At 45.4% G+C, this 16310-nt stretch carries 10 protein-coding genes and 1 pseudogene; 5 read left to right on the plus strand and 6 right to left on the minus strand.

The annotated features are described in order from the left end of the window. The first annotated feature begins 681 nt into the window (after positions 1-681). Both RID53_RS34445 and RID53_RS34450 read left to right on the plus strand, forming a co-directional pair. Complete coding sequence (locus tag RID53_RS34445) at positions 682-1221, plus strand: DUF421 domain-containing protein (protein ID WP_446392375.1); 540 nt, start codon at positions 682-684, stop codon at positions 1219-1221. Between the two features lie 467 nt (positions 1222-1688). Then, on the plus strand, positions 1689-2333 hold the full coding sequence (locus RID53_RS34450) for a hypothetical protein (RefSeq protein ID WP_446392376.1): 645 nt from the start codon (positions 1689-1691) through the stop codon (positions 2331-2333). Positions 2334-2405: 72 nt separating this feature from the next. Here the strand turns inward: RID53_RS34450 and RID53_RS34455 are convergent, their stop codons facing one another. The 4 genes from RID53_RS34455 to RID53_RS34470 all read right to left on the minus strand — a co-directional run bounded on the left by RID53_RS34455 (position 2406) and on the right by RID53_RS34470 (position 9752). Continuing rightward, positions 2406-5636: a patatin-like protein gene (locus RID53_RS34455; protein ID WP_446392377.1), complete on the minus strand. Its 3231-nt coding sequence runs from the start codon at positions 5634-5636 to the stop codon at positions 2406-2408. 563 nt (positions 5637-6199) lie between these two features. Further along, positions 6200-8143, minus strand: a complete 1944-nt coding sequence (locus RID53_RS34460) for a GTPase family protein (RefSeq protein ID WP_446392378.1) — start codon at positions 8141-8143, stop codon at positions 6200-6202. A gap of 106 nt (positions 8144-8249) precedes the next feature. Then, positions 8250-9149, minus strand: coding sequence for a tetratricopeptide repeat protein (locus RID53_RS34465; protein WP_446392379.1), 900 nt, complete (start codon positions 9147-9149; stop codon positions 8250-8252). Between the two features lie 243 nt (positions 9150-9392). Then, on the minus strand, positions 9393-9752 hold the full coding sequence (locus RID53_RS34470) for a response regulator (protein ID WP_446392380.1): 360 nt from the start codon (positions 9750-9752) through the stop codon (positions 9393-9395). Between the two features lie 91 nt (positions 9753-9843). Here RID53_RS34470 and RID53_RS34475 point away from each other — a divergent pair, with 91 nt between their 5' ends. The 3 genes from RID53_RS34475 to RID53_RS34485 all read left to right on the plus strand — a co-directional run bounded on the left by RID53_RS34475 (position 9844) and on the right by RID53_RS34485 (position 14985). Then, positions 9844-10626 carry an ABC transporter permease gene (locus tag RID53_RS34475; protein WP_446392381.1) on the plus strand — a complete coding sequence of 261 codons (783 nt, stop codon included), beginning with the start codon at positions 9844-9846 and terminating at the stop codon, positions 10624-10626. Between the two features lie 121 nt (positions 10627-10747). Further along, positions 10748-11614: a DUF3598 family protein gene (locus RID53_RS34480; protein ID WP_446392382.1), complete on the plus strand. Its 867-nt coding sequence runs from the start codon at positions 10748-10750 to the stop codon at positions 11612-11614. A 125-nt stretch (positions 11615-11739) separates the two neighbouring features. Further along, positions 11740-14985: a response regulator gene (locus RID53_RS34485; protein ID WP_446392383.1), complete on the plus strand. Its 3246-nt coding sequence runs from the start codon at positions 11740-11742 to the stop codon at positions 14983-14985. 159 nt (positions 14986-15144) lie between these two features. Here RID53_RS34485 and RID53_RS34490 read toward each other — a convergent pair whose 3' ends face one another. Further along, positions 15145-15960, minus strand: a complete 816-nt coding sequence (locus tag RID53_RS34490; protein WP_446392384.1) for a hypothetical protein — start codon at positions 15958-15960, stop codon at positions 15145-15147. A gap of 45 nt (positions 15961-16005) precedes the next feature. After that, a pseudogene (locus RID53_RS34495) lies at positions 16006-16310 on the minus strand (hypothetical protein); the annotation flags it as partial.

Raw genomic sequence — 16310 nt, forward strand, 5'->3', positions numbered from 1 at the left:
TAAAAATTCAAATACTTGACTGAACAATAATTCAAACATAGACTTGGTTTAATTTTCTACAGAGGATGCTTCCCATAATTAAGCCTAGAACTAAAGTTCTGGCTTAAAGCTAAAACCCGTTAAAACGGGTTGTGAAATTTACTCAGTAAGCTCGATTCTTACTTAAGCTAAAAAATAATAAATTTATTTTCTGGTATCAAAGTTGGCAATACAGCTCTTTGCGCTGTAATAAAGTACAGTAGATCAAAGTCCCCCTTTTTAAGGGGGATTTAGGGGGATCGACAATGTACCGCATAGCAGAGCAAACTGCTGTATAGCACATAATGACGAAATCCTTGTAGTGCGTTTAGCGAAGCCATGCCGCAGGCTTTAGCGAAGCCATGCCACAGGCTTTGCATCTTGCTCGCGACTAATACCCAATTTAAATGCATGACAGCTTAGTAAGGTTTTGACTTCACTATTGCCTATTCCCTGGCGCGTAGCGCTATACATGCCAAAGGCTTTGACATTTCAAGTTTATGTCTTTGGCTAGATTTGGTAAATTGCGCTTTAGGCAAAAATATACAGGCATGAAGTCTATTCGTGGGTTCTTAAGGTTGCGGTGAACGTTATACTGTTTAGTTTCCAAGGCTTGAGATCCTGATTTTAAAACTCAATAACGCTAAATAAATTATTACTATTATGGACAAGGTTGTTTTCTTTTATGGAGGGATTGAACCGTTAATCCGCATCGTTGTTGTCGGAACCTTAGCCTATATCAGTTTACTCTTATTGCTACGGATATCTGGCAAACGCTCCTTAGCTCAGTTGAATGCCTTTGATTTTGTAGTTACGATTGCGATTGGTTCTACCCTGGGACGATTAATCACGGCAAAAGGCGTATCGTTAGCTGAAAGCGTCATTGCATTCTTGACGCTACTTTCCTTACAATACGTGGTTTCATGGCTAACGGTTCGCTCATCGCCATTCCAGAACGTAGTCACAGCAAGTCCCTCACTGCTGTACTTTCGAGGTCAATTTTTACACAAAGCCATGCAACAGCAACGGGTTACCCAAGTCCAATTATTAGCGGCAGTGCGTGAAAACAGAATTGCTTCTTTACAAAACGTAGAAGCGATTGTCATGGAGTCAACTGGAACAATTGCTGTTATCAAAAAGGAAACTGTGGGAGAACAAACTGATACTTCTGCACTGAGTAATATTCCGAAAATTAACCATTAAATCGGCTCTCCCGTACTTACGGTGATAATAAAGTCTTATGAATTAAACCAAAGTCCCACGGTGTAATGCTTGTAGTGGCGTGGCACACCTTATTTGATGAATTAACCATTAGCCGCGAAACCGTAGGGGTGCAAAGACTTGCGCCCGATTCAATGGTCACATCTAATCCACAATTTTAGCTGTGTCAATCCAGTAGGTTGGGTTGACAAAGGAAACCCAACTAATCAAGCGATTAAGCGAGGTTTTATTCAAATCAAGCTAATCGCCCCACACATAAGCAAATCTTATCACATTATATACGGGAGAACCAAGTCTGTGTTTAAAGGAACAGAGAACAGGGAACGGGAAATTCAAGACCCGCCGATTCCCCCATCAAGTCATTTGTGCTAATACAGAGAAAGATACAACTAGGCGTATCACTGATTAAGCCAAACCCGGATCGCTAAAGTCAAACTATCATACCCACGATGCAACCTGACTTACAGGGACTCAAAATCACCAAAGGAGAACTCAAACATTTGAGTGGAGTAAGTGTTGATACTGTCCTGAAACCACCGACTCTGCCCAAATTCGTCGCGGAGATTACTAAAACCCTTTTGATTATTATCCTGATTAGTCTAACAGGGTTTATACTTCTCCAGGTTTTTCCGGAACATATTAAGTTGTTAATTGCTATCCCTTCCATTCTTGCCATCACCTTATTCTTCAACGATATTCGCAAAATTGCCATTAGCCGCAAATGCAAGAATTTAATCCGACTATTTGAAGATGTAAACCGATTTAATCGAGTGATTCAAGCCATTGATATTAATGACAAAATTGAAGCCGTTGGTAATCCGGGTGTGGCGTTAACAAATCGGGGACAAGTTATTCAGGCACTTCGGCTAACCCGTGACGATATTATTCGAGCCTTAAAGACTGAGCGAATTCTTAGGGAAAACGACAAGTTTATCAAATGCAATTCTGAATTGTTTGATAATAACCTCATGGCATTGACAGCTTTACAAGTTAGCGACCAAGCGACGGAACATGGGCGTTTACTCAATGAGGCGTTACAGATTGTTGTAGATGTGCAGCAGGAAATGAGAGCATTACAAAATCGGCACTCATAACATGACATGAATTTTAAAATGGAAGTCTCTATTCTTTTTAACATAAGACATAAGACATAAGACATAAGAAAATTAAGACTTTTTCCACGCATACCCTAATAACCAAAACAAAACTGTAGCAATGAGGGCGACGGCGGTAGATATAGGTGAATTGGAGACAGTAATTACCACACAGATAATGGCAGTGAGTAGGAGTAGTACCTGTAGAACTAATATTAGCGGTCGCTTGCCGATAAAATTGGGACTCTGAAACGCGGTGGGACTTTTTAATTGTAACCACCAATAGACAAGTTGTAATGACTTATTCACAAATTGATAACTTAAAAGCCCTTGAAGTTTATTTGCACGTTGTTTTCCTAGAGTCGTAATTATAATATCTCGCATAATTAAAGCCGCACGAGTAGCAAGATTTGCCAGCACAATTCCAGGAATATCTTTTAAAATGGTTTCTTTACCAATCCGGTATTGATTGCGAAAGAAGTCTTCTTTTGCTTGGGTATAAAACCGACCAATAGCATCTTTGGCTAATTGTGCCGCTGCTAGAGTATTCACCGTTTTCCCAAAATAACCTGGAACGGGTTGATAACTGGGTGGTTCATCACCGAGTTGAGCAAGTAATCGTTCCACATCATCAGGATCAGTGGGTTTAACCCGTTGGCGATTCCAGGTTAGTTGTTCGCTGATTTCATCTTCAATCACTGTTTCTAAGTCGGTCATTAAAATTGAGCGATGACCTTCTAAAACCAGATCGTCTAAAATAATATGCATCGCTGCATCAGACAGATTTGGATCAGCTAATAAGCGAAGATGGGATTTGAGTTTCTGACGAGTGTTGGCTGTGGAATCGGGGAAACAGTCTTGAACCAGTTGTTCTAAGTATTCATCTTCTGTACATCCTTGTACTTGGGTTTGTCGCGCCAAGAAAATTGGAAAATTTTGCAATGATTCACGAGTAACTAAGGCTTCAATAAGACGATTGAGTCCATCTAATCGTCCCCACAACATATCATTGGAACGCCATGATTTCTTAAAAAATCCGCCAAAAGCTTGTAATGTATCCCCAGCCAATTTATCATCTAAGGTTTTTCCCTTCCCTAACCCTAGCTGAGCATCATCTGGACTAAAGCGAATTGTCTCAATTATATCTTTTTCAGAAAGATTGGTTAAATATTCAAAGGGATAGAGTACCCGATCTAAGTGACAAAACTGTTGGTAACGATTGAGAATATCCTCATAAGCGTTGAGTTTACTGGTTTGAATTAATTGTTCTGATGCCTGATTAATTTGATGGAGAATGGAGCAAAACAGTTGACTACAGTTTTCTGGATCGCTATCCTGGTATTTTTGATCCGACCAAATACGGTTGAGTAGGGATGGATCATCATCAAGTTGGCGAATTTTTTGCTGGAATTGGGCAATAATACTAGAAATCTGTTTTTGCGGTAACCAGTTACTTTGTTTTTCGGGAAGCGGGTTGGACTCTACTCCTAACTGTTCCGCAGCGGTGGGTAATGTCTTAAAAAAGTTGGCGGGAACGAACTCTAGGCGATTTTGATCTAAGCCGGATGGAGATAGGTCATTTAAACCATCCGCATCAAAGAAAAAGCGGTGCAAACGCAAGAGACGATCATAAACTTGTTTGCGCCACTGCTGTTGAAATTCCGGATCAGAATTTTCTAAACTTTGCTCCAGTAAACTGTAAAAAGATTCACTAACCTGCGGATGACTGAGTAATGTATCTAACGTAAAGCGGATTACTTCGAGCAGTTTAAGTTGTCGGTTTAACCGACTGACAAGTAATCGCTGCTTATTATATTCATCGATTTCGGTTGTTTTCTCAAGCTGCTGAAATAGCTTATCAATAATATAGAAATGCTTCCTCAACGCATAGTCTATATCCAGATTACGAATATGCTGACTAGCTTGTTGAAGAATTATATCTTTATCTTGACTGTCGGTTGGGGTGGTGATACCCGCAATTAACCGTTGTCCGGTTTTCTCTAAAATGACTTTTTTATCAATCCCTGAAGCCGTGGTTTGCTGTCGATCCATGCGTAAAATCAGGGGGAGAATGCGATCGCGCAAACCAATCAAGCGGCTACGGAGGTAAATCTCTTCACTAACGGTAATTTTGTGGGAAATACCAGGCGTTGATGGATCGGGTGCTTCCACACTAGCGAGTATGCTGTTATAGCGGCTGATTTTATCGTTTTGGGCTTGGATTAACTCCAAATCGTTGCTAATGCTTTCATACGTCGGGAGTCCAACTAACGCATCCTGAAGCACATCCCAGGTGCTAGGCTTCGCCATGGCATTAAATTTGGGATTTCCCAAGAAGCGATCGGGATTGGGATCAATATAAATCAGCTTGCGATCAACGGGGCGGTTAGCGGTGCGAAAATAGATATCTTTAATCGTGTAACTAAAGGGTCGATTATCTAACACCCCACCATCAATAAAATGGAGTTGATAACCCTCTGGCGGTCGTTGTTCGGGTAAATTACGATTGTCCATTTGCCCCCATCGAATCAGTCGCTGATCAATGTCATTGGCATCGTTATTTAAGCCAACATTAACCGCTGGAAATGCCACCGGAAAGCATGAGGTAATTCGGCAAAGTTTTGCCAGGGATTGATAGGTTTGTTCTGGCGTCCGACTTAAATCCGCTGGGTCACTATCCGGATTAAAGGGTTCGTGACGTCCCTGACGATGCTTGAGGTGAAAAATCTGGCGGTGATTTTTAACTTCAATGACTCGACCTGTATCATCAAATAGCTGGTAAATTTGTCCCAGGATGTCAGTTCCGGTGACAAATAAATCGAGTTCATTCAACTCAGATACCCACTCGCCATCTGGCGCATCCGTGCAATTATAAATGCCTTTTTCAAACGCTTCGGCTAGGGCTGTTTGATAATACCCAGCACCATCCAAAACCGACTCCCGTTGAGTTTCCTGGGTTGAGGGGTGATGCATTAGTTCACGGATATTCCCACTGTCACGCCAAATTTGCCCAAATTCTTTAAAGTCAACAATTGTGTCTTTGGTGCTATTGGCAAGGGCGTAACTCAGTAACACGCCATTAATACCACCGGCTGAGGTTCCGGATAGAATATCAACAACAATATCCGCATCTGTTAGGGCTTTAATCAGTTTATAGATACCTCGACCCCGTACAGCATTATAGAATTCGCGGCAGATACCATTCATATAGATGGCGAGAGAAACACCACCATACACGACGAGTCCTAAGCGATGTTCGCGACGAAATTCAGGTTTTCGGAGGGGGTGACTAGGGGTAGGCATCGTGCGATCGCGGATTTAGGTGAGTGGTACAAAAGTGTTTGACCAGGATATTTCTTAATTCATACCATGTTACGGTTGATAATTGTAGGGTAAGGGTGTAGGGAAGGGGACACGATGCGAAACTCCAGAAGTTCACGGGGGGACAAGCTAGCTGAAGTGTTGAGCTATCCTACTTTTAGCCAATTTCTTCCCGTCACAGATAGGGTCAAAAATAGCAGTTTTATCTGGGGGACCAGCCCCCCAGACCCCCCGATGGGGGACGAGCGCCTCCCCCATACCCCCTGCGCAACGCTTCGCTAATCCCATACCTCATCCGGTGGTCTTCGTCTGTCAATAAGGATGTCAATATAGCCCTACGGGGTACGGAAAGGACATTCCCCTGTTGCCTATTGCCTGTTGCCTGTTGCCTTTTCACCCAATTGTATTGTCCTAACCTTAATGCGTAGTGCTATAAGACTTTATCTTTGGAGATATTCATATCGCTCAAAGCCTTATTTTCAAGGGTGTAAGACTGCTTGTCACCCCTTCAGCTCCAGAAGCGTAGGATACGCGGCGGAATCTGCTCAAGCTGTTTCCTTTTGTTCAAAGTCCAGTTGCTGATTTAGATAAAACTTAAACTTCTGGCGTAATTGTTCAACACTCATATTCTGTGTCCAATATTCTACCAAAGCGTGACCAAATGCCCACGCATTGCGATCAGGTGAAGATGAATTGTCCAGCAATAATGACCACAGCGATCGCAAGTCGAATTGCATCTGAGTATCCCCTGCACTCAACAAGGAGAATAAGTCATACGCCATCTGTAATTTGCCAATGACTACGGGTAACTGTTCGACTGGAATTTGTTCAGCCAGGGCAAACGCTAACGTGGGAGATCCGGTTGTTACTGTGGATACAAACTGTAGCACCGGACTTTTCAGAAACGCTGTCAACCCCTGAGTCGTTGCCATCTGAAACGTATAGTGGTCAATAATTTTAGCCGCTTCCGCTGTACGGGCTTCTCGGTTTCGCAAAAAGCGGGCAAGACGCAGTTGTTTGGCAGGTGCGATCGCGTCAACTAATGCTAATGATAGCGCCTCGATATTCCAAGGGGTGCGCCCGGTTTTCCCATCCGCCGTCACCACAGGTAACACGCGATCGCACCATTCCCCTAAACTTTCGGCGCGATATTCTGTCGCTTCCCGAATCGCTTTTTCTTTGGTTCGTTCACCCCATTGCCAATCATAAGGGGGTTGCCATTCCCGGATCGGGCGCAGGCGATCGACTTGGGTGACGATTGTAATGGTGGGTAAGTCTTCAATATCTGCTTGGATTTCCTTGAGAAACTCCGCATCAATATGTAGCGCCGGATCGAGGGCGGGGGTTACCAGTAGCAGTAAATCGGCGTTCGTGGCATAATCGAGTACCAAGTCCCGCAAATCGGATCGGTTGACTTGTTCATATCCCGGCGTATCCCACAGCGTCAGGGTTTCTCCAGTTGAAGTTTGCCAGTGGTAATTTTGGATGCGATCGGTACTGGGTAAGACATCGACTTCGGCGCGTTCTGCCTGAAATAATGTATTAATTAGGCTACTTTTACCCGATCCAGTACGCCCCACCAGCAAAATACTCACGGGCTTTTGTTCAACCGCTTCTACAGGTTCAGCTTGTTCGAGGATATCGCGCAGGGTTTGGGTTTTTACCTGGGGGAGTTGCGGTTTGGGTGGGGAGACGGTTGTTGAACCCGGTGGGGTACTGCCACTATACAGCGCGATCGCTTGTCGAGATAAATTCTTTAACGCCGCTTCGCGCAGCATCTGTGCCAAATTCATCAACAGTTGCTGGGTAGCTTGGTTACTCGAACGCTTACTCGCTTGTTTGGCTAGCGCCGCCACCGGATTGACTACCCACTGCGCCCAACTCCACGCTTGCCAGAGTTTGCGGGCGGAGGGTTCGAGTTTCTGGTACACTTCGTAGGCTTGCAATCCCTGTCCCACTGTCACCTGACTCAACGCTGGCGATAACTTCTGCATCCACTGATCTAAGTCATCCACCGTCCCCCGAATCAGCCCATAAGCTTGGGGAATGTAGATATTGAGTAAGGGATATTTCGCCTCCGGCTGATAGATATGGGCGATGGCGATCACAAGTTCCTGACATCGTTGCCAAAAGGTTTGCCAGTCTTCCCAGATGGGCGGATCATCCTGTGCTTTTTTCAGCACCGTTTGCAGGGCGGCTTCGGCGTTTTGAGTCGCCTCATCTGTGGCGGGTAAGGCAGTTGTTTCTTCGGTGGTAGCCTCGAGTTGATCGCTAACCTCCGCTACCGCTGCTTCTACCTGATCAACGGTTGTCCGCGTCCATTTTACTAGCAGCCAACGCCATCCGGCGAAGATCAGGATAAAGATACCCCAGATCCAATTAATTCCCCACTCATGGATTTGCCAACCCGCAGATAAGAGTAAGAAGATAATCATGGACGCGATCGGCATTGCCAATACGATCCACTGCCACCATTTTAATCGCACCATTGTCTGATACCTGCCACACAAAAGCCTCCGTTATCGCTATGGTAATTGAAATGGCAACCAATGTAGGGGTTGGGTTGCCAAACCCTACTGTTACTGTTACCAAACCCTACTGTTCAGGATTTTCATCCCCTTCCGGAAGCGGTTCGGGAAAATCAGGTGTCTCGTTATTATCAGGGGATGCGGTTGGTGGAGGTGTAGGCTGTTCGCTTAATGTGGCAAGTTGCTTGACTTGATCTTTGTACTCCTGCGGTGCGAGAGAAACCGCTGTGGTAAATAGAGGCTTGGCTTCTTCGGTTTTCCCTTGTTGGCGGAGAATTAGGGCTTTAGCCAATACCGGGCGAAAATCTTGGGGATTTTCTTCGATCAGTTCATCATAAATGGTGAGGGCTTCAGTAAACCGCTGTTGACTCAGGTAGACTTCTCCTAACAACAATTTGACAGAACTCACATCCACTCTACCCGGTTGAGTCTGATTCTGTTGTCCAGCGTTTTTAATTGTCTCTTGCAATAAACCAATCGCCGCTTCTGGACGGTTTTGCTGAATATACAAAGCCGCTAATCCTTTTAAGGCATTGATATCTCCGGGCTGTGAGGCTAAAATTTGACGGTAAGCTTGGGCTGCACCTTCGCGATCGCCAGTTTGTTCTCTCGCCTGAGCTAGCAATACCCCATATTCGGCTTGGTCGGGATTCAGTTCAGCTAAGGTTTCTAACGGTGCGATCGCGCCTTCAACATCACCTAGGCGCAATTTTGCCTCTAATAGTCCCCGCAACGCGGTTTGATTTTGCGGTTCTCGCTGTAAAACCAGTTCGTACCCTTTAGCTTGTTCTTCGAGTTGATCTTGCTGTTCTGTGGATAGGCTGGGTTGGGCATTCGGTGTGGCGACAGCAGACGGCTGATTGCTCTCTACAACACTCCTTAACAGCGGAATCGTCGATATACCCACAAATGCCAGCACGGCTAGCACTAACACGACTATCACCCAAACCCTGCGTTTTTGAGACACAAAAAATTCCTTGAACTCTACTGAACATTATGAACGCCAAGGCGTCGTTTGCGCCAATGGTTGCATTTTGATCGGAACGCTAGCTTCTTGGGGAATTCACTCTCAGTTGCGGTTAATCGGCGTAGATAGATAGGACAAGGAAGAAAAGGACTAGAAAATAGTAGGTCTGAACGCCACAATCGATCCAGTCATGAATTATCTCAGTTAGGCGTTCTGCATTGGCGGCTGTTTTAGCTACGTTATTTAACTATTTTGATGCTCCAGCAATGTCAAGAATTTATCCACATTAAAGGGTTTGAGAATATGATCAATGCCTAACCCCCTAATTTTCATCAGATTAATTTGATCGGCACTGGCGGTAAGAAAGACAAATTTAGTGTCAGCCGTGTTAGGATCTTGACGCAATGCCTCTAAAACGCCATAACCATCCAGTTTAGGCATCATCACATCACACAAAATTACATCCGGATGAAACTCTTTGGCTATTTCCACCCCAGCCTGACCATTGTCTGCTCCGATGGCATCAAATCCTTCAATTTCCAGTAGTTCTAAGAGATTATCTCGAATTAAGCTTTCGTCTTCAATCACTAAAATTTTTCTCATGGGAGATCCTCACGGTTTAATTTACATTTTGTCACAATTTTGCTCTACCTAACCGCCATCATCAGCGGTGATTTCTGCTATCTTAATCAAGATGAAACGATATCTGAACGTACTCCAGTTGTTCTGGAGGACTGCTCTCGCCGCTGAACTCGAGTATCGCCTCAACTTTCTGATTGCTGCCTTAAGCAGTCTCGGAAACTTAGTAGGCAGTTTATTTGGGTTATTTTTGTTTTACCGCACGGGCTACACCTTTCAGGGCTGGAGTTGGGAAGAAGCTTTAGTGATTCTGGGGATTTTTACCCTTCTCCAAGGGTTTGCGGCGACGCTGCTGAGTCCTAATCTCAATCGCATTGTCCAGCATGTCCAGCAGGGTACGCTTGACTTTATCTTACTTAAGCCGATTAGTTCCCAGTTTTGGCTGTCATCTCGCACCCTGTCGCCTTGGGGATTGCCTGATTTAATTTTTGCTGGAATCCTCCTAGCTTATGCAGGTAAACGCCTTAACATCAGTGGGGTTGATTACCTTTTGGGCGCTGTTCCCCTGGTGTTTGGTCTGATCAGTCTTTACAGCCTCTGGTTTATACTGGGAGCCACGAGTATTTGGTTTGTCAAAATTTATAATGTGACTGAAGTGCTGCGCGGGTTGTTGGAAGCAGGGCGTTTTCCGATGGTGGCTTATCCCACCGTTTATCGATTTTTCTTTACCTTTGTTGTCCCTGTGGCGTTCTTAACGACGATACCCGCCGAGGTAATATTAGGTCGCGGTGAGTTCGTCTGGGTGGTGGGTGCGGCGATTCTGGCATTAGGATTACTGTTAGCATCCGGGATCTTTTGGCGGTTTGCCCTACGGTTTTATACCAGTGCGTCGAGTTAAAACCTGTAGAGACGTGATGCCAAAAGCGTCTGTAGGGGCGGGTTTCACGACTATCGTTTTTTCTCACCCAGATGTTACTAAACCCGCCCCAACCCAATGAACGAGTTTTGAATGAATAACAATGCGATCGCAATGGGACTGTTTACTACAAAATTTAGGCGAATGGCAAGGTTCGTTTACCCGCTTCTCGCCACAAGGAGAACCGTTGACACCGAGCGGAGTCGAGGTGTTGACGGATACACCGACGGTTGTCAGCTTGGAGGGACTCAATCAAAATAAAACGGTGCGCCAGGTGATTCGCCGTTATCCCCCCGATCGCGCTGTCGAGGAAACGGTCTTAGAATACAGTACCTTAGCCAGAAGTGTGCTATTTTTTGAGACGGGCGCATTCTCTCAAGGCTCAATGCAGTGGGGTCCTTTTTCCGAATTTGGGGCTGAATTGGGCTTAATTGCTGGAAATCGCCGCCTACGGTTAGTGCAACTCTACAATAAAGACGCTCAACTGTCTCAGTTAACTTTAATACGAGAAAAACGCGCCGGAACTGATACCCCAGAACGTCCCCCTCTAACCGTTGATCAACTCCTGGGAGAATGGCAAGGTGAAGCGATTACCCTCTATCCCGACTTGCGATCGCCGGATACCTATTCCACTAAACTCACGATTGAACGCCAAGACAGTAATCGCCTCATCCAACAACTAACCTTTGGCGTCGGTGCATCCGTTCAGACCCTAACCTCCAGTGCTAGAATCGACGGAGAGATGCTCTATTTCCAGGACGGTGGATTACCCGTTCAGGTCGTACTTCTCCCCGATGGCGCGTCTTCTAACTGTCCATTAACGATTAAATCCGGTCACAGTTTCGTCTTAGAAGTCGGTTGGTTAGTCGAACCCACCCTACGCCAACGACTGATTCGCCGCTATAGCGATCGCGGATCTTGGGTCAGTCTGACGTTAGTTAGAGAGCAACAAGTAAAACGTTCCGCGTAAGCCATTATCAATTATTATCAACTATTAAATTATTAATGGTTCATCGCCCGTTGTTCATTACCATGAACAATGAGCAATGAACGTCAAATACCCAGCATCACAACACCCAAAAGGGAGGGTTCATAATGTGGACAGTCTTGGCGAACTATATTCCCCATGGACATTGTTATCTTTGGCAGCCAGGACTGGTATGGCTTCATCTATTGTCCGATTCGTTAACTGGACTCGCTTACTATTCGATTCCGGTAACCTTAGTTTACTTCGTCCGCAAGCGACAGGATCTGCCCTTTGACTGGATATTTTGGTTATTTAGTGCCTTTATCTTAGCCTGTGGTACAACCCATATTATGAGCGTGTGGACGCTATGGCATCCCGATTACTGGCTGAGTGGACTCATCAAAGCAATCACCGCGATCGTTTCCCTGGCTACAGCCGTACTGCTGGTGCAATTAATTCCCAAAGCCCTAGCATTACCCAGTCCGGCTCAACTCGAACAAGAAATCAGAGAACGCAAAACAGCAGAAACAGAATTACAGCATACTCTACAACGCCTCACCTTTCATGTAGAAAATTCTCCCTTGGCGGTGATTGAATGGGATAGTCACCATCGAGTGCAACGCTGGTCCCAACAGGCTGAACAAATCTTTGGCTGGAAGGCTGAGGAAGCCTTAGGTCGGCAGATTGATGAGTTGCAACTGGTATTTACTGAAGATAGGGATGCCGTTAATGTGGTGATGACGAATTTACTTGATGGTAGTACACCTCGCTCTATTTGTTGTAATCGTAACTACACCAAAGAGGGTTCAGTCATTGATTGCGAATGGTACAATTCAGCACTGCGCGATGACGCCGATAATTTAGTCTCAATTTTATCCTTGGCTCTGGATATTACCAGTCGCAAGCAAGCGGAAACGGCACTGAAGCAAGTCAATGTGGAATTAGAACATCGCGTTGAGGAACGAACCACCCAGCTACAGCAACTCAATCAAAATTTGGAACAAGAACGCCAGCAACTCCGACAAATTATTACCGTTGCACCTGTGGCGATGGCAATGTTTGATCGGCAAATGCGCTATTTAGCTCATTCTCAACAGTGGCTCACGGTTTATGGCTTAGACGAACAATCCCTGATCAATCGGTGTCACTATGATATATTCCCGGAGCTACCCCAACCGTGGCGAGAAGCTCATCAACGGGCGTTACAGGGAGAGATTATTACCAAGAATGAAGATGTCTGGCAACGGGCTGATGGTACGACAATTTATGAACATTGGGCGATTCATCCTTGGTATACCTCAACGGGGGACGTTGGCGGAATTGTGCTTGCCTGTTTTCCGATTAATGAGTTAGTAGAAGCGCGAGAAGCGGCTTTAGCAACGGCACGGCTCAAGTCTAAATTTCTGGCAAATATGAGTCATGAAATCCGCACCCCGATTAATGGGGTTTTAGGGATGATGCGGTTACTCTTGCAAACTGATCTGAACCCTCAACAACTGAATTACACGCGCACGATCGAAAGCTGTGCTAAACATCTGCTTACGGTGATTAATGATATTCTTGATGTTTCTAAACTCGAAGCCGGAAAAATGGCTTTGGAGCAGATCGACTTTAGCTTAGAACGTTGCTTGGATTCTGTGATTGATGTCTTAGCGGTACAGGCAGAGACAAAGGGGTTAGAATTAGCTATCCTGGTTGAACCCAATGTTCCGCGACAGTTACAGAGTGATCCGGGACGTTTACGTCAGATTTTGTTGAATTTGGTCGGTAATGCGATTAAGTTTACCGATGCAGGGGAAGTGGTGGTGCGGGTAGCGGTCAGTGAGCATCAACCCACAGATACGTTATCTCAATCTTCAGTTACCTTGCAATTTTCCGTCACCGATACCGGAATTGGTATTAGCGCGGCTGATCAATCCAAATTGTTTCAAGCATTTTCCCAAGTCGAGGCTTCAACAACACGGCGCTATGGGGGAACGGGTTTGGGATTGGTGATTTGTCAGCAATTGGTTGAGTTGCTGGGGGGTAAAATTGGGGTTGAGAGTAAGGTGGGTCAAGGATCAAGATTTTGGTTTACTGTACCCGTTAAGATGCAACCCTTACCACCCGCCCAAGCGGTTCCCTTAGCACTACGCCAACTCAAACTCTTAGTCACCGCCGAAAATGCCACAACTCGCCAAACCGTGCGATCGCATCTGGAAGCCTGGGGGATGCAGATTGATGAAGCCACGGATAGTACCAGTACCATGGATGCTTTACGGAATGCGGTGAGCCAATGTCATCCCTATGATGTGGCGATTCTGGATTTGCAACTCCCTGGAAGTCAGGGGGAGTCAATTGTGCCGATGATTCGCTGTAATCCCAGTTTGGCGTCCACTAAATTGATTGTGATCACAACAATGCATCAGCTTGATACGGTGCAAGAGTTGGAATCGATGGAGATTTTGGGGTATCTGACTAAACCGATGAAAGCGTCACAGCTATGGGAGAGTTTATTGGCTGCGGTGACGCCTGAGGTAGATTTGGAGACTTGGCAAACCCCTATCCATCAACCCACTCATCTGAATGATTCATCCCACTTGAAGATTTTACTGGTTGATGATCATCCCATCAATCAAACGGTGATCGTCAACCAGTTGCAAATGCTAGGGTATCAGCCTGAGTGCGCCAGTAACGGGTCAGAGGCTTTGGCGAAATTACAAGCCCAATCTTACGATATTGTGTTTATGGATTGTCAGATGCCTGTCTTGGATGGCTATGAAGCGACTCGTGAATTACGACGCCAAGAAGGGTCAAATCGGCATACGATTGTCATTGCTTTAACCGCTAGTGCCTTAGAGAGCGATCGCGAAAAATGTTTGGCGGTGGGGATGGATGACTTTCTCAGTAAACCCTTTGATCAAGATACCTTACAGGCAATGATCGAACGTTGGGCAAAGTCTGGGGGAGCTGGGGGAGCTGGGGGAGCTGGGGAAGCTGGGGAAGCAGCAATTAATTCGAGTCGTTTGGCGTCTACAGGCTTCTACCTTGATCACACGTTATTCGATACAGAACGTCTAGAGGTGATCTCCAGAGGTCAAATCATCCTGCAAAAGCAACTCATACAAGCCTTTATTAAACATGCTCAACCGAGACTTGAACAAATGTATCACGCTCTCCAGATGAAAGATTTCCAGATGCTTGAGCAACAAGCCCATCGGCTTAAGGGTACGAGTGCGAATATTGGTGTGCGACTCATTCCCCAAATCGCCGCCCAATTAGAGCAACAGGCGCGGGAAAAAACCTTAGTCAAAGCAAATGAGCGACTCGAATCCTTAAAACGACAATTAGAGAAAGTGCAAGCGTTTCTGCTTAGCACAGTGAATTTGAGTTGAGACTCCTGGCTCTCCCGGATGCTTGGTGAAAAAAGTAGTTGATTCTACAAAATTCCTGATAAATCCAGGCTAAAAAGCTTGATCTGGCTAAATTATAAGCTGGCGTTATCGCCACAAGTACGGGAGAGCCGAGCAGAGTGCTGTTTTAGGCGAAGTTATCTATTTTACACTTGGTAATACCTTTGTGGCTTTTCTCCCTTGATCGCGCTGCCGCTCTGGGTGACCAAACCACGACCAACTGTGATTTTCAGGCATATGTTCGTGCAAGGTTTGAACCACATCCTTCATCGTCCCATCGGCAGCAACCCAACCCCGTTCAATATCTGGGAAATCAATCTTGCAGTTTTCGCATTTCTTGTCGTGGTAAAAGCGGATTGGACACCAAAAGGATTCCACATTTCGCAGCATTTCAGCACCCAGAGAATACACGCCAGTCATCCAATCGCAGTATAAACACCAAATTAGATCGTGTCCGACTAAACCTTCAAATTTCTGGCGACTCACATTGATCCAATCGCTATGTTTGTAATTGGGAAATCCAAGCAAAAAGGTAAGGAATGGGTAGACAAATAATTGAGCAAAGCGAATGGCAAAAAATGCGGGCAGAGCCATCGCGGTTACCCACAATCCCAAATGGTTGCGCCACCAACCAAATCGCTGGTTGAGGTAACTAACGATTCGACCGTCTCGGGCTGCATCTGTGTGGAATAATTCATGACCATAAATCCACAATTGCATTACCCCGATCTGTGCCACCAGCGCCCCTGTAAAACCCCACCATCCAGCAAATACGCCACAGAAAAGCCAGGGAAGCCAAGTCAGAGCCGAAACAACCAGATCGAGTGTGGGTGCTTTAGTGCAAGCCTCAGAAATATTTTTACCCAGGGAACCCAATCGCGGCATTAGCATTAGCAGCCCGATTAAAATGCTCTCTAGACAAAAAATTGTTAAACCAGATATGATCAATTCTGTCATAGTTTACTTCTCCAATATGTTATGTATGTCGAAAAACTTCATTCATCAGTCGGGGCTTTGGGTTTCTACCTGAATGAAATATTTTTTGTTCATTTTTTCATTGAGTGATTGATTTCTTTTCCATTGCCTTGGAGTTTTAATATCCCACACCAAACCGAACCAATTCAAACCGTTCAAAATGTACCAGGCTATATCAATTTCCCACCAGACAAATCCGTGACGCGCCGAGCTAGGATCGTAATGATGGTTGTTATGAAACCCCTCTCCTAATGACACCAGTCCAAAGAGCCAAAGATTGCGGCTGTGATCGGAAGTCTCGAAGCGTCGGTATCCACTAACGCCGTGACAGG

The sequence above is a fragment of the Coleofasciculus sp. B1-GNL1-01 genome, from assembly GCF_040220235.1.
GTDB lineage: Bacteria > Cyanobacteriota > Cyanobacteriia > Cyanobacteriales > Coleofasciculaceae > Coleofasciculus.